The sequence below is a fragment of the Acetobacter persici genome, assembly GCF_018256955.1.
GTDB lineage: Bacteria > Pseudomonadota > Alphaproteobacteria > Acetobacterales > Acetobacteraceae > Acetobacter > Acetobacter persici.
In genome coordinates, this window is the sequence record NZ_JAERKU010000004.1 from 190,856 (window position 1) to 205,299 (window position 14,444).

General features: G+C 54.1%; 19 protein-coding genes. 14 read left to right on the forward strand and 5 right to left on the reverse strand.

Translation table 11 applies throughout. The features are described 5' to 3' along the window. Positions 1-8: 8 nt before the first annotated feature. The 8 genes from hisB (at position 9) to ubiM (ending at position 6,184) form a co-directional block, all read left to right on the forward strand. Positions 9-605 (forward strand): imidazoleglycerol-phosphate dehydratase HisB, encoded by a 597-nt coding sequence (gene hisB / locus JK199_RS07360; RefSeq protein WP_025826575.1) that lies wholly within the window; start codon positions 9-11, stop codon positions 603-605. 90 nt (positions 606-695) lie between these two features. After that, positions 696-1,364, forward strand: a complete 669-nt coding sequence (gene hisH / locus JK199_RS07365; protein ID WP_212355913.1) for an imidazole glycerol phosphate synthase subunit HisH — start codon at positions 696-698, stop codon at positions 1,362-1,364. Beyond that, positions 1,357-2,691, forward strand: coding sequence for a 1-(5-phosphoribosyl)-5-[(5-phosphoribosylamino)methylideneamino]imidazole-4-carboxamide isomerase (hisA, locus tag JK199_RS07370; protein WP_212374918.1), 1,335 nt, complete (start codon positions 1,357-1,359; stop codon positions 2,689-2,691). The genes hisH and hisA overlap by 8 nt, the downstream gene beginning before the upstream one ends. Further along, a complete protein-coding gene (gene hisF, locus JK199_RS07375) occupies positions 2,691-3,479 on the forward strand; it encodes an imidazole glycerol phosphate synthase subunit HisF (protein WP_077930747.1) in 789 nt (262 codons plus the stop codon). The genes hisA and hisF overlap by 1 nt, the downstream gene beginning before the upstream one ends. Then, positions 3,476-3,967, forward strand: coding sequence for a phosphoribosyl-ATP diphosphatase (locus JK199_RS07380; RefSeq protein ID WP_086654534.1), 492 nt, complete (start codon positions 3,476-3,478; stop codon positions 3,965-3,967). Before hisF ends, JK199_RS07380 begins: the two co-directional genes overlap by 4 nt. Before the next feature lie 3 nt (positions 3,968-3,970). Further along, positions 3,971-4,345: a histidine triad nucleotide-binding protein gene (locus JK199_RS07385; protein WP_025826581.1), complete on the forward strand. Its 375-nt coding sequence runs from the start codon at positions 3,971-3,973 to the stop codon at positions 4,343-4,345. Positions 4,346-4,386: 41 nt separating this feature from the next. After that, positions 4,387-4,977, forward strand: coding sequence for a nitroreductase family protein (locus JK199_RS07390; protein ID WP_025826583.1), 591 nt, complete (start codon positions 4,387-4,389; stop codon positions 4,975-4,977). A 4-nt stretch (positions 4,978-4,981) separates the two neighbouring features. After that, the gene (gene ubiM / locus JK199_RS07395; RefSeq protein WP_212374862.1) at positions 4,982-6,184 is read left to right on the forward strand and encodes a 5-demethoxyubiquinol-8 5-hydroxylase UbiM; all 1,203 of its coding nucleotides are present in this window, start codon (positions 4,982-4,984) and stop codon (positions 6,182-6,184) included. Positions 6,185-6,333: 149 nt separating this feature from the next. On the opposite strand, the gene JK199_RS07400 is transcribed toward ubiM, so the two are convergent. Then, on the reverse strand, positions 6,334-6,753 hold the full coding sequence (locus JK199_RS07400; RefSeq protein WP_408742355.1) for a DUF4186 domain-containing protein: 420 nt from the start codon (positions 6,751-6,753) through the stop codon (positions 6,334-6,336). Positions 6,754-7,256: 503 nt separating this feature from the next. Between JK199_RS07400 and JK199_RS07405 the strand changes: the two genes are divergently transcribed. Together JK199_RS07405 and JK199_RS07410 are read left to right on the forward strand one after the other, a co-directional pair. Continuing rightward, positions 7,257-7,448 carry a CsbD family protein gene (locus tag JK199_RS07405; RefSeq protein WP_025828430.1) on the forward strand — a complete coding sequence of 64 codons (192 nt, stop codon included), beginning with the start codon at positions 7,257-7,259 and terminating at the stop codon, positions 7,446-7,448. A 624-nt stretch (positions 7,449-8,072) separates the two neighbouring features. Next, the gene (locus tag JK199_RS07410) at positions 8,073-9,404 is read left to right on the forward strand and encodes a tyrosine-type recombinase/integrase (protein ID WP_212374864.1); all 1,332 of its coding nucleotides are present in this window, start codon (positions 8,073-8,075) and stop codon (positions 9,402-9,404) included. A 260-nt stretch (positions 9,405-9,664) separates the two neighbouring features. Here JK199_RS07410 and JK199_RS07415 read toward each other — a convergent pair whose 3' ends face one another. From JK199_RS07415 to JK199_RS07430, 4 genes are all read right to left on the reverse strand, one after another. Next, positions 9,665-10,024 (reverse strand): hypothetical protein, encoded by a 360-nt coding sequence (locus tag JK199_RS07415; protein WP_342356299.1) that lies wholly within the window; start codon positions 10,022-10,024, stop codon positions 9,665-9,667. A gap of 21 nt (positions 10,025-10,045) precedes the next feature. Then, a protein-coding gene (locus JK199_RS07420) for an IS630 family transposase (RefSeq protein WP_212374869.1) occupies positions 10,046-10,994 on the reverse strand; the annotation gives its coding sequence in 2 pieces (ribosomal slippage) (positions 10,046-10,655 and positions 10,654-10,994; 951 coding nt in all). Positions 10,995-11,067: 73 nt separating this feature from the next. Continuing rightward, on the reverse strand, positions 11,068-11,652 hold the full coding sequence (locus tag JK199_RS07425; RefSeq protein ID WP_212374871.1) for a DUF4238 domain-containing protein: 585 nt from the start codon (positions 11,650-11,652) through the stop codon (positions 11,068-11,070). Positions 11,653-11,680: 28 nt separating this feature from the next. Beyond that, positions 11,681-11,914 (reverse strand): helix-turn-helix domain-containing protein, encoded by a 234-nt coding sequence (locus JK199_RS07430; protein WP_280528590.1) that lies wholly within the window; start codon positions 11,912-11,914, stop codon positions 11,681-11,683. A gap of 144 nt (positions 11,915-12,058) precedes the next feature. On the opposite strand from JK199_RS07430, the gene JK199_RS07435 reads away from it, so the two are divergent. From JK199_RS07435 to JK199_RS15760, 4 genes are read left to right on the forward strand one after another with little or no spacing between them, the layout of a single operon-like run. Further along, positions 12,059-12,304 (forward strand): hypothetical protein, encoded by a 246-nt coding sequence (locus JK199_RS07435; RefSeq protein WP_212374873.1) that lies wholly within the window; start codon positions 12,059-12,061, stop codon positions 12,302-12,304. Next, on the forward strand, positions 12,301-12,741 hold the full coding sequence (locus JK199_RS07440; protein WP_212374876.1) for a hypothetical protein: 441 nt from the start codon (positions 12,301-12,303) through the stop codon (positions 12,739-12,741). The genes JK199_RS07435 and JK199_RS07440 overlap by 4 nt, the downstream gene beginning before the upstream one ends. Then, complete coding sequence (locus JK199_RS07445) at positions 12,738-13,169, forward strand: hypothetical protein (protein WP_244984966.1); 432 nt, start codon at positions 12,738-12,740, stop codon at positions 13,167-13,169. Before JK199_RS07440 ends, JK199_RS07445 begins: the two co-directional genes overlap by 4 nt. Continuing rightward, positions 13,166-14,254 (forward strand): hypothetical protein, encoded by a 1,089-nt coding sequence (locus tag JK199_RS15760; protein ID WP_244984967.1) that lies wholly within the window; start codon positions 13,166-13,168, stop codon positions 14,252-14,254. The genes JK199_RS07445 and JK199_RS15760 overlap by 4 nt, the downstream gene beginning before the upstream one ends. The last annotated feature ends 190 nt before the right edge of the window (positions 14,255-14,444 follow it).

Sequence of the window (14,444 nt, forward strand, 5' to 3'; positions counted from 1 at the left end):
TCCCCACCATGAACACAGCACGCCACGCCACCCTGCATCGCGTTACCAGCGAAACCGATATTGCCGTCACTCTTGATCTGGATGGATCAGGACAGGCCAACATTGATACGGGCATTGGTTTTTTTGACCATATGCTGACGGCCCTCGCCAAACATGGCCTGCTGGATCTGACCGTGATTGTAAAAGGTGACCTCCATATTGATGGCCACCACACGGTGGAAGATACCGGCATTGCCATCGGGCAGGCCCTGCGGCAGGCACTTGGTGACAAGCGCGGCGTGCGGCGTTTTGGCCATGCGCTGGTGCCGCTGGATGAAGCCCTGTGTGAAGCCGTGGTGGACCTCTCTGGCCGCCCGTTTCTGGCATGGGACGCAACCTTCGACCGGGACCGGATTGGGGAACTGGATACGGAACTGGTGGAAGAGTTTTTCCGCGCCTTTGCCATGTCCGGCATGCTCACCCTGCACCTGACGCAAAAGGCCGGCAAAAACTGCCATCATATTGCGGAAGCCGCGTTCAAGGCGCTGGCAAGAGCCCTCCGCATGGCCGTGGAAGCAGACCCGCGGATGCAGGGCAGCATTCCCTCCACCAAGGGTGTGCTATAAGGCACCCCGAGACTTTCTTCCCCGAACCTCATTCTGCTCAGACGCCGGGAAGGCCCGGTTCCTGAGAGGAATCAGACGTGCGAGGTCCTTATGACCAGATCCCTCTCCATTGCCGTCGTTGATTATGAAGGCGGCAATCTGGCTTCTGCCGCCCGTGCGGCCGCACGGGCGGCAGAGCTTTCGGGCCTTGAAGCCTCGGTACGGATTACCAGCTCCCCGGCAGATGTCCGAGCGGCGGACCGCATCATCCTGCCCGGTCAGGGGGCGTTTGCTGACTGCGCCCGCGGGCTCGAGTCCGTCTCTGGCCTGAAAGACGCCATTCTGACGGCCACCCGCGCGGGCACGCCCTTTCTGGGAATTTGCGTCGGCATGCAGCTGATGGCCGAGCGCGGGCTGGAACATGGCACAACGGAAGGGTTTGGCTGGATTGCGGGCGAAATTGCCCCCATGGACGCCCCCGGCCTGCGGATGCCGCAGATGGGCTGGAATGAGCTGAACTTCACCCGTTCTCACCCGCTCACGGAAGGGCTCGGCGCCGCCCCCCACGGCTATTTTGTCCATTCCTATGCGCTGAGAAACACGAAGCCCGATACCCTGATTGCCACCACGGATTATGGCGGTGCGGTCCCTGCCATCGTGTGCAACGGGAATGTTGCCGGAACACAGTTCCATGTCGAAAAAAGCCAGACCGTTGGCTTGCAGATTCTGGCCAATTTTCTGAGCTGGACTCCGGAAACCCTCTGCGATGTCTATGTCTAAAAGCAAACTTGTTCAGCGCGTTCTCTCCCTGACGGATGATGATCTTCAGGCTCTGTGTGAAGCCGCGGACGCCGCCATTCTGGATGGCGGTGGTTTTGGGTGGGGCCAGCCGCAGGGGCGGCAGGTTCTGGAACGCTACTTCAAAGGGTTGCTGCTGGTCCCCGAGCGCATGCTGTTTGTGGTGCGGCTGAAGGGAGAGATCGTCGGCTGCGCCCAGCTCGTCCGTGCCCCGCGCAATAATGAATGTCAGGCTATGTGCATCACGCTGATGCACCTGTTTGTTGCCCCTTACGCCCGCAACCGGGGGCTGGGGGGCGCGCTGCTGCATGAGGTGGAAAACGCCGCCCGCAGCATGGGCTTCCGGGTCATGAATATGGATGTGCCCGACACCCAGACAGCCGCCATCTCCCTGTTCCAGAAAGCCGGATTCCTGCACTGGGGCACCCATCCGCACTTTGCGCGAATGGGAGACCAGACGGTGAGCGGGCTGTTCTTCACCAAACTTCTTGATACCGTGCGCTCTCCCCTTGTGGAGCCCTCCTTCTCCTCTCAGGCTGAAACACCGGACATGACTGCATTCTCTCCTTCCTCCCGCCCGCTCACTCTCTACCCGGCTATTGACCTGAAGGATGGAGCCTGCGTGCGCCTGCGCCGCGGGGAAATGGAAGATGCGACCGTCTATTCAGATGATCCGGCGGCTCAGGCCCGCGCGTGGTGTGATGCCGGGTTCAAATGGCTGCATGCGGTGGATCTGAACGGAGCCTTTGCAGGCCAGTCTGCCAATGCTCCTGCGGTACAGGCCATTCTGAATGCCACCACGGTGCCGATGCAGCTTGGCGGCGGCCTGCGGGATATGAAGGCCATTGCCTCCTGGCTGGAAGCCGGTGTCACGCGGGTTATTCTCGGCTCGGTCGCGGTGAAAAATCCCGCTCTGGTCAGAGAAGCCTGCCGCATTTTCCCCGGTCAGATCGTCGCCGGGATTGATGCCCGCTCCGGCCATGTCGCAACGGAAGGCTGGGCCGAAGTTTCTGACATGCAGGCAACAGAACTCGCCCTGCGGATGCAGGAAGCCGGGGTGGCCGCCATTATTTTCACGGAGATCAGCCGCGATGGCATGCTGGACGGGCTGGATATTGACCAGACCGTCGCCCTCGCCAACACCGTCTCGGTGCCGGTGATCGCCAGCGGCGGGGTGGGCAATCTCGACCATCTGGCCGCTCTGCGCAAAGCAGCAGATGACACACCGGGCCTTGAAGGCGTAATTGTTGGCCGGGCACTGTATGATGGCCGGGTCTCCCCGGCTGAGGCTCTGAAGGTTCTGGCCTGATGCTGAAACTCCGGGTTATCCCCTGTCTGGACGTCAAGAACGGGCGCGTTGTCAAAGGCGTGAACTTTGTTGAACTGCGTGACGCCGGGGACCCTGTGGAACAGGCCGCCCTGTATGACGCCGCCGGGGCTGATGAACTGACCTTTCTGGACATCACAGCCAGCCATGAAAACCGTGATACCATTCTGGATGTTGTGGGCCGCACAGCAGAACGGATTTTTCTGCCGCTGACGGTCGGCGGGGGGGTCCGCACCACGGATGACATGCGCCGCCTGCTGCTGGCGGGGGCGGATAAATGCGCCATGAATTCCGCAGCCGTCTCCCGGCCAGACCTGATTAACGAGGCTGCTCAGAAATTCGGCAGCCAGTGCGTAGTGGTCGGCGTTGATGCCCGCCAGACATCGGACGGCAAATGGGAAGTCTATACCCACGGTGGCCGCACCCCGACCGGACGCGACGTAATTGACTGGTGCCGGGACGTAGCGGAGCGAGGCGCCGGAGAAATCCTGCTGACCTCCATGGACCGGGACGGCACCCGCTCAGGTTTTGATCTGTCCTTGCTGAAAGCAGCAACACAGGCCGTCAGACTTCCTATTGTCGCCTCAGGCGGTGTGGGAGAGCTAAAGCATTTTGTGGAAGGGGCAGAAGCAGGCGCCACCGGACTTCTGGCCGCCAGCGTCTTTCATTTTGGCCAGTTTACAGTGTCTCAGGTTAAAACCGCGCTGGCTGAAGCCGGTCTGCCCGTCCGTCCCAACCCACTCTCTTTTCAGGCAAATCCCCGCACATGACCAAAAAGCCCAGCATCAAGACGCCGGTAAAGGCCCCTTCCAAAGCCAGCACAAAAGCCGCGCCAAAAAGCAGTCCGAAGAAGGCCGCGCCTGCAAAAAAGAGTGTGAAGGCCAAAGAGATTCTGGAAGACACGCTTTCTCAGTCCGCGGATGAAACCGTGCTGGACCGGCTGTATCAGGTTGTCCTGAGCCGTAAGGGCACAGACCCGAGCCTGAGCCACTCCGCCCGCCTTCTTTCTCGCGGCACATACAAGGTCGCCCAGAAATTTGGGGAAGAAGCGGTAGAATGTCTGATTGAAGCCGTGGCTGGCCGCAAGGATCTTCTGGTTGGTGAAAGTGCCGATGTCCTCTACCACCTTATTGTTCTGTGGGTGGATGCGGGTGTAGCGCCAGAAGACGTCTGGGCGGAGCTGCGCCGCCGCGAAGGGACAAGCGGTATTGCCGAAAAAGCCTCTCGTCCTAAAGAAAATTTGTCAAAAAAGGGATAAGTTATGGCTGTTAAAGGAACAGGGCCTTACAACCCGGAAAACATTTTTGCCAAAATTCTGCGGGGAGATATTCCCTGCAAAAAGGTTTTTGAAAATGAGTGGGTTCTGGCGTTTCAGGACATTGCCCCCAAAGCGGCGGTGCATGTGCTGATTATCCCAAAAAAACCTTATGTCTCATTTATTGATTTTACAAAAAGCGCATCTGAGGATGAAATTTCCGGTGTCATGAAGGCCGCCGGAAAAATTGCCTCCGATCTCGGGCTGGATGAAACCGGATATCGCGTGATTACCAATGCGGGGGAAAATAGCGGGCAGGAAGTGCCGCATTTCCACCTGCACCTGCTGGGAGGCCAGCCTCTGCCGCCTTTCCCCGTCTGAACAGGCTTCTTTCTTCATTGTTTGAAACAGGACCTTTGATCATGACACCCATGGACATGCTTCTGACCCGCGCCTCCTGCGACCATCTGGCAGACCCCGCCCCGTCAGAGACCCAGCTTGCCGAAATTCTGGCTACCGCCATGCGCGCCCCTGACCACGGCAAGCTGCGGCCCTGGCGTTATGTCATTATTCAGGGGGAAGCCCGTCCTGTTATGGCCGAACGCATCATCGCCAGCATGAAGCGGCTGGATGCAGAGGCTCCGGAATTTAAAATTGAAAAGCGCCGTAAGCGTTTTTCAACCATGCCGCTGATTCTGGCCCTCGGCATGCATCTGCGCCCTGACCATAAAATTCCGTTATGGGAGCAGGAAATGGCCGTTGCCGCTGCAACCATGAACGTGCTGAACGCCCTGCACGCGACAGGCTTTGGCGGCGTCTGGGTTTCTGGCGATGTAGTGGAAGATCCTGTTCTTGCGGAAGAGATCGGTTTCCCGGCACCTCACCGTCTGGCGGGCTTCCTGTTTATCGGTACACCGCAGGGTGATCTGCCTACACCCAAACGGCCGGACCCGGCAGAGTTTACCGCGACATGGACTGGCAAACCCGTCACCTTTGCCGCAGACAGGACCTGAGACCATGACCACACCAGCACAGACAGATGTTGCCATTATCGGAGGGGGGCCGGTCGGACTGGCTACAGCACTTTCTCTCGAAAGTGCCGGTCTGTCTGTCACGGTGCTGGAACGCGCTCCCCGTGCCGTCTGGGCAGAGCCGTCTTTTGACGGGCGGGAAATTGCCCTCACGCACCATGCAGTTCATACCCTGCAAAAAAATGGTGCGTGGGATTATATTCCGGAATCCGCCATCTGCCCGCTTCGGGAAGCCCGCGTAGAAACAGGCAAGTTTCCGCACCCGCTACGTTTTGATACAAACGGGCAAGGGGTGGATGCTCTGGGCTGGCTTGTCTCCAACAACCATATCCGGCGCGCCCTGTTTGCGGCGGCGGCAGAACGCCCACGCATCACGCTGCTGGACTCCACATCCGTTGAAACGGTCCGGCAAAACCCGGCAGAGGCTGTTGTCCACCATTCGCATGGCCAGACGGCTGCGCAACTGGTGGTCGGGGCAGACGGGCGTTTCTCTCCCACCCGGCGGCGTGCCGGGATCGGGGCGATTATTCATGACTTCAAACGCAGCATGCTGGTGTGCCGCATGGCGCATGAGTCCCCGCACCACAATGTTGCAACGCAATGGTTTGATGAGGGCCAGACGGTCGCCCTGTTGCCCGTCAATGGCATGGCGTCCTCCATCGTGCTGACACTCCCCCCGGACGATATCCAGCGCCTGCTGGATATGCCCCGAGATGCCTTTAATCAGGAAATCATGCAGCGCGTTGGCAACCGGCTGGGCCAGATGCGCCTTGTCAGCACCCGGCACGCTTACCCGCTGAAGGGTGTCTATGCACATCGCTTTGCCGCGCGCCGCCTAGCACTTGTGGGCGATGCCGCCGTAGGAATGCACCCGATTACCGCTCATGGCTTCAATCTTGGTCTGCGCGGGCAGGAAACACTGGCAACAGAAGTTGCTAAAGCATTTTCAACCGTTGGTGATGCCGGAGATGCACGGGCTTTACGACGCTTTGAACGCCAGCACCGCCTGATAACAGCTCCGCTCTTTGCCGGAACCAACGGAATTGCCACGCTCTATACACATGATGGCGCGCCTTTCCGCCAGCTTCGACAGGCCGGTATTCGCCTTGCGGACTCGTTCACACCTTTCAAAAATGCTGTGACAGCCCTGCTGATGGACCGGGAAGTTCAGCCCCCTAAAGCTTCATGAATTATCTCAGGATTTTTTAGCTCTTCCATTGGGCAGAACAGGGATTTTACTAACTCTGCTCTGTCGCTTTCTATAATGGCAGAGCAAAAGTTGAAGTCAGATCAGATCAAAGACGGCGTCAAAAATTTGTTCACGGGTCAAGCGCCCGTCTATTCGTCTCGTGGCACTTCCCGCTCCAGCCACGCCGCAATAACAGCCAGGACATAGCGCTGCTGCCAGACAGTTAACTGAGTTCCTTTTGAAAAATGATGCCATTTTTCAAGACAGGATCGGCAGCATGTTGCTGTGGCATGTTGGGCTACAAAAACAGGATGCCCCTTCCATGGGGTCTGTTTGCCATCACGAGCCGGGTGCGCAGGAGCTAGCCGTCTGGTGATAAACTCTGCCCCATGTTCCAGCACAACGGGCAGAGTTTTATCCTCGAGATATGATAAATCATCTTTATTTAAATGAAATTTTCTCCGGAATGCGGACCGCGCCAGCTTCTCCCAAAGTTCCTGTTCAACAGGAGGCAACGCGCGCTCATCACGCTCGTCGTCCCATACACTGAACAGATCACCCTGAGACAACACGCTTTCCATACCCTCGCCAGACATTTCGTATCTACATATTTTGTATCTACGTTTTTTTCGCACTTACTGACCTAACGCTCCACCTTATCATCATACACAGCGTAAATTACGGTGAGAACTCAACTCAGCATGGAGAACACTCCGCCAAGGAAAAAGCATCTCCTCATATTTTTACAGTCTTGGGAGGCGTTTACAGTCAATGTAAAGCAACAGACCACCAAGAACCATAATCAGAGCTCGTCTGCTTATCCTTCATCACCAGATGGCATTAGTCATTAGTGCTGTAATGGGACATTAAGCAGCCACAACTGTTATATTTAGACTGAATAACAAACAGTTGCTTCAAAAGATTTTTGCCACGCGACTGAACACAGGTCGAAAAGATAATTCATCGCGAAATCACTTCCAGAATGCCACGTCTAAAATTTTTTGTGCGTTCTTCGAGGAACTGAACTCAAATCCCTACGTTTAGATTGCATAGAATTAAGGAGGATATCTCAATGAGCTCCATGAAAGACAAAGTAACCGGCATTGCTAATCAGGTTGCAGGCAAGGTGAAGGAAGAAACCGGCAAGCTGACAGACAATGAACGTCTTGAAGCCGAAGGCATTGCACAGAACCTGAAAGGCAAAGTGCAGAAAACTACCGGTGACGTAAAAGATACCGTTAAAAGCGGGATCGATAAACTCTAAGCGTCCAAAAGCTTTCGTTTGTAAAAAGCCTCGGCATCAAAAATATGCCGGGGCTTTTTATTATCTTCGAAATACAGAAATAAAACTGAGTTTCTACAAGATCAGGACGCCAGATTACGTTACGCACTGTTTTCCAATAGAAAACTAGCGGCCCCATTGGACTGTAAAAGCATGAAATGGCGTGAACGGTCTTAAACAACCATCATCAGACTCTAGCGTCTGGAATCCACCTTAATCTTTGAAAAGATTGGTGGGCGCACAAGGGCTCGAACCTTGGACCCGCTGATTAAGAGTCAGTGGCGGTGAGATACCGTTAAGACGCAGGCAGATGCAAAGAGCCGCAAAAACCCTTGTTTTCCCTCATATTACCGAACGGCTATGACGCAACGTGACGCAGCAAGCTGCACGGGTTACCTTTTCAAATGACTCCGGAGCGACTCCGGAAAAGTCTATCAGCGGGTGAGAGAGGAAAAACGGAGGGCGGCGCTACACCAAAAGCAGGTGTACAAGGTGTATAGGTGTAACACTCATAGATAATATACTGTTTTCCCTCAGTTTTTTCCTTCTCAGACTGCTACACCTCACGGTTTGGTGAGGTGTATAAGGTGTAACAGAAGGTTCGGCATGAAGTTTACAAAATCGGGAATAGACGCCCTCACCTGTCCGCCGGGAAAGCGGGACGTGATGTTTACGGATAGCGAGGTGAAGGGCTTTGCCATCCGTGTGAACGCAACCGGCAGCAAGACCTTCGTGTTCAACTACCGCTTTGGAGGTAAGGGCCGCAGGCTGGTGCTGGGCCAGTATGGGGAATTGACCCTGGCACATGCCCGCAAGCTGGCAGAGGCGGCTCGCGGCAAGGTTCTGGCGGGTGGCCACCCTGCCGAAGAGAAGAAAGCCGTTGCTCAGGCCTTCCAGCAGCAGGCCATAGAGGATGCCAGACAGGCTGCGGCCAATGCCCTCACGTTTGAAGCCCTCATAGACCGCTGGACCAGCAACGCCCTGCGGGACAGTAGCGAGAGCCACCGCACGGAAGCCCCGCGCCGCCTGCGGCTTAATTTTGCGGACATGCTGAACCGGCCAGCCCATGCCATGACCGTGGCGGAGGTGCAGACTCGGCTGGATGATGTGGCGGAACAGCACCCGACCACAGCCCGCCGCCTGCTGTCCTATGGCCGCGCTCTGTATGGCTGGGCGGTGAAGCGCCAACTGGTGGAGGAAAACCCCTTTGCTCATGTCGTGGTAGAAGGCCGTGAGGTATCCCGTGACCGTGTGCTGACCGATGCCGAGTTAGGCGCGACATGGCGAGCCGCCTGCCAGATGCCCTATGCTTTTGGCCCGTTCTTTCGGCTGCTTGTTCTCACGCTCCAGCGCCGGAGTGAGGTTGCGGGGATGCGGTGGGAAGAAATAACGCCAGACCTGATCACATGGACCATTCCGGCCAGCCGCACCAAGAACGGCAAAGAGCATATCGTCCACCTGTCCGAGCCTGCCCGGCAGGTTCTGGCCTCCCTGCACCGGCAGACTGACAGAAAAACCGGGGCCGTCTCTCCGTTTGTATTCACCAATACGGGCCGGACGCCCATATCTGGCTTTTCTGACGGCAAAGAGCGGCTGGAAGCTCTGATGGAACAGGAGCGGGCTACCAACGCCCCCGGAGGACCAAAAAACACGGGAAAGAAGCCCTCCGCCCTGCCCGCAAGCGGATGGCGGCTCCATGACCTGCGGCGCACGGGTGTGACCACAATGGCCCGTTTAGCCATTGGCCCCCATGTGGCTGATAAGGTGCTGAACCATACGGAGGGAGCCATAAGTGGCGTGGCCGCCGTGTATCAGCGACATGAGTTCCTGAAGGAACGGTCTGCGGCTTTGGATGCTTGGGCCGGGCATGTGCTGAAGGTGGCTTCCGCGACGGGAATCGAACCCACGGCAGGGAATGTGGTGCTTATGCGGAGGTGAAAAAAGGGCACCCATCCGCGAAGAATGTGTGCCCTTTATATCTACACCGTACATAAGCTTGTCATGGCTTCGCTGCACGGTGGCCTCTGAAGAGGTCTTGAGATGCTGATCTGCCAGTTACGGCTAGAGGGCAGCGCACAGGGTTATAACTTGGTGTCAGACGTGTTTTGTCAATTATGGAAATCACGCTGTCCGTTGGTTTCCAAAAGCAGAATTTTTTGAAATCAATTTCTTACCTATAATCAAAATCAAAGCATTCTCTACGCATCTGTAAAATTCATTATTTCATCTGGAATTCCAAGATTTACGGGTTTCTCTCTACCAAAATGTCTTTTTATAAAATAATACTGATCTGATGTGTTACTATACACAAACTTCTTACAGCACTCAGAAATTCTTTTATTAAATGTATAAAATGGTCTATTTGATTTTTTAAGTATATTATTCATGTATTCTTTTGTATTAGTCGCCAAAAATATTTTTCTTGGACTTAAAGCCATACAAAGATGGCCATCAGTTTTTCGAATATTATTACCACAAAGGAGACCATTACTTCCTACTAAAGGCCTATCAGAGGTCATGATTGGAAATTTATCTGTCTCGACCACGTTCCAAAACATACCAACTAGAGCATAATCCGATCATTCTGGTTCATATCCTGCGGCGGTGAAGCAGGCGGCGGCATTGCTATGAGAGATATCGTCCATCGCCCCGCAGATCGTATTCTGAAGGGCGTCGAGGGTTCTGGGAGCAGCCCGTCTGATCCACGCCTTCATCTTGGCGAAGATGTTCTCGATCGGATTGAAGTCGGGACTGTAGGGCGGCAGGAATAGTAGACGGGCACCGACTGCCTCTACTGCCTCCCGTGCTGCGGCCCCTTTATGTGCTGGAAGATTATCCAGAATGACGACATCTCCCGGCGAGAGGGTTGGCGCGAGCACCTTGCGGATATAGGCGGCAAACCACTCACCGGTCATGGGGCCGTCCAGCATCATCGGCGCGGTCATGCCGGACAGGCGCAACCCGCCGATGAACGTCGTGGTTTTCCAATGCCCATGGGGCACGGACATCCGACAGCGCGTGCCTCGGCGTGACCGTCCCCGCAGGCGGGCCATCTTCGTCGAGACGGCAGTTTCATCGATGAAGACCAGCCTTGCCGGATCAAGGTCAGGCTGACCGTCGAACCAGGCCTCGCGCCGCTGTGCGACGTCGGGCCGTGTCTGCTCGCTGGCGTGCGCCGTTTTTTTTGACGGTCATGTCGTGACGGTCAAGACAGCGCCAGATCGTGCTCGGCGCAAAGCGGACACCATGTTCCGCCGCAAGTTTCTCCGCCAGTTCGACGAGGGAAATATCGGCCTTCGTTTCAATCGCAGCGAGCAGGAAGGCTGACCAGGCCTCGATCCGGTGAGAACGGCGATCACCGCCTTGTTTAAGGGCGTGGTCACGACCGCTGGCCTGCCATTCAGCTACCCAGCGGATAACGCTCGACGAAGACACACCAAAGCGAACCGCAGCCGCACGACGGGTCATGCCAGAGGCAACAGCCACAATCGTGCGGCGGCGAAGATCAGCAGACAGGGCTCGGGTCATATGGACCGGCCTCCATGCCGGCACACAGTATGAATCAGATTTCCACCAGTATGGGAATCCTAAAATGAACCCGTTAGATCGGATTATGCTCTAGAACATTTCCGAACTCTCTATCATTCATTAAATTACTAAGTAGTAGACTAAAATCATATCCATTTTGGAAGGGATCTAGCTGCTTTTCCAGTTCTTGATAAGAATGTGGGTTTGTATCATTCCTATATTTCCCATAATTTTTTCTAATATCTTCGGAAACCATTTGCATTGATTTCTCAAAACTATGCGTTAAATCATAAACTCTTTCTGGATTCCTATGTATTATTGACATAATAAACCGCGCCCACACGGAACGATCATGAGTGTTATTCGGTATTTTATTTTCCAGCAAAGCCTCATGAATAATAGATGCTTCATTATCAATTATGGACATAACTTTTTTTTCTAAAACATCTCTAATAGATTGAGGCAAATCATCCCGCCTGTATAAATCTATTCCATAGGCTGTTTGAGCAGGAGTTTTATATTTATATTTTACTCCTGCGGGCGTTTTTTGAAATTCTGTTATCGTAAGGCTGTCATTTTTTGCATTATTTTTCGAAAGCCATTTTTTAAGATAAAATACAGGTATGTAATGATGCTTTCTTGTTTCATCTTCAGACATAAAAAATCCTACGTTTATTTTTACTATTCTATAGTGACTTGCTTTTCTTCAACCTCACCCCAGCTCCCCCGCCATTTTCAGGGATAAACTCAACCCCTGCGGCTTCTAGGGCGGAACGGATGGCTTCTATAGTGCTGGCTTTCAGTTCCTCGCCTCTTTCAAGGCGGGCGATGGTATCAGGCGAAACACTTGCCTCTTTTGCGAGGTCACGCACTCCCCAGCCTATAGCTGCACGGGCCATTTTACACTGAACAGCTAACAAAATCCGAACCCTGATACGATTTTTTCATTGCAGATTTATCGTAACTATGTTCGGATAATAGGGCAATGCAATTTGCGGCCAAATGGGGAGCTTGGACCCTCCCACACTTGGCCTAACCACAACCGCTCGCACTAGGAGACGGTAATGGCTGACCGCGCCTATACCATGCCCGGCACACGCTGGGCAGTGCTTACACCTGCTCGCCTGCATGGCGATGCTCTGGCCGCCTTTGCTGTGGCTGGCCTTTCTCTGCTGGCTCTGGCTGGCTTACTGCACCCTGAACACCTGCACCGCCCCTCCGGAGGGGTGGCCACCCACACGCACCACCACAGCAGCTCTCACGCTGTTCTGGTGGCTTCTGCTGCTGTTGGTGCGAAGGTAATGCAATGAGCCAGACCACACAGCCCTCCGGCTTGTCTCGTCGCAGTGCCCTTGCCTCTGTGCTGGCCGCGACATGCGCCGCACTCCCTGCCGTAGCCACAGCAGCGACCGGCAAGGATACAGCCCTACTCGCGCTCTATCGGAAGTTCTGCCGGGTCAATGCGCAAATACAGGCGATTGATGACGCACCGGAATACGAATTTGGCTCTTATGAAGAGCAGCAGCGGGAAGCGAGAACCAATGACCTTTGCAGGCAGGAAGGCCAGATGGTGAGGAAAATGGCTGAAATACCAGCCTGCTCGCCGTCCGGCCTGAAAGTCAAAGCCGCTGTCTTACAGACCTTGCTACCCGGCATATTGAGAGACTGTTATATCGGTGAAGACTCCGCAGAAATGCATCTGGTCATGAGCTTGTTGCGTGATCTGGCTGGGAGTGTCGACGTATGAGCAGGCCCTCCATTCCGCGCCGTAGCGTTCTGGGGGCGTCTCTCGCTGCCACGGCTGCGGCCATTCCTGCTGTGGCTTCTTCCTGCCCTGCTCCGGGGCCGGACGCCCTGCTTATGGATGTGCTGGCCCGCTACTGGAAGGCAGAACGCTCCATTCTAGCTATGGAGGCCGTGCCTGAACCCTCTTTCACGGCTCCAGAGTATCCCGCATGGGAATCACGGTTTGATCGCCTGATAGCATCCCGTACGGTGGCAATAGGCCAGATGGCGGATTTGCGGGCCATGACGGCTGAGGGCCAGCGAGGCAAAGCCACGGTTCTTGAAAGGTGTTTGCCACCCTGCCTGCTCTGGTGTGATGCCGGAGCAGATATACCTGAAATCCGGCTGGTCTTGTCTCTGGCGCGGGATGTGGCCGGAGGTGCAGCATGATTGCTATACAGCAGCCCTCCGCTGGTTCCCTATTGCCTATTCCGCTTTTGTTCCCGATTAATGAGGTGAGCGCGGCTAGGTTTGGCCGCCGAACGCCTGACCCCCATGACAGGCCCGCCGCGCTCCCGTCTATGATTCATGGGGATAGCCGGCGTGGGGCGGTTGTTGAAATGGCGACGTTACGGGAAATACTTGAAGGCGCTCAGAACGAAGAGCAGGAAGAACTTAAACTGCGGGCTTTGATGAAACGAACTGAGGAAGAATACCTTCAAAGAACCTCACTTGGTTTTAATCAAAAAAGCGATAAAAAAAATGATGCATCACAGAAAGAAAATATATCACATAGACTTTTAAAATCATTTGAAGAAATAAACAAAAATATTGATTCTCCTTTTCTTTTTTGTATCAAAAAAGAATTTGGCGATAGCGATTTAACCCCATTCATCGCTCTTTATGTTTTTGGAACCCCAAAATATGCTGAAGAATTGGCTGAGTATACCTATCAACGTGTGATTAATAAAAAAATACCTACTCCTAATAGTCCTGAAAGCAAAAGATTCGGGGCACTACATAGCAAGCTTGAAAACGATATTCGTGAAAAGTTACTTTCCGGTGAATTAACTGCAACCGCTGTAGACAACGGCTATAACAGTTTAGGAGAAAGAGAAGAAATATCAAAAGAATCTTGGAATTTATATGATATAAATGGATTCCCACTTTTTTGGCACTTACCTTCTTTGGGAAAAATCAATCCCAATTGGACTGATATACTTATATCAAAAAATTCTAATACCTTCATAGCAGAATGTAATACTAAGCCTTCGTCAAAAAGGAATACTGGCGGTCGGCCTTCTAAGCATGATTGGGCTTATATAGCTGGAATTATGGTCCGTTATATACTCGACAACGGTGAACCAAATCCTAATGAACGTGGATCACAAGCTCAGGCTGTCGAATATTTATTCAATCGTCTGGAGGAAGATGGTCGCCCCCTGCCAAGTGAAAGCGATGCGAAAGCTTTCGTCCGCGCTTGCAGTGAAAATACGACTGAGATGAAACAACGTCCCCCAAAGGCCGAAAACTAGGTTTTCGGCCATATCGGCTGACCTCTTAACTCACTTACGGTTTTTATTCCCTCACATCACCCGGCGCGCATAGCCATGCAGCCCGGTGCTTGTGAAACAGGGAGATTTTCACATGCCTTCTATGGCGACAGTTCAGAATGAAACGACTGGAACTACGGGCCACATTGCCCCCTTTCCGTCTCAGCACCAT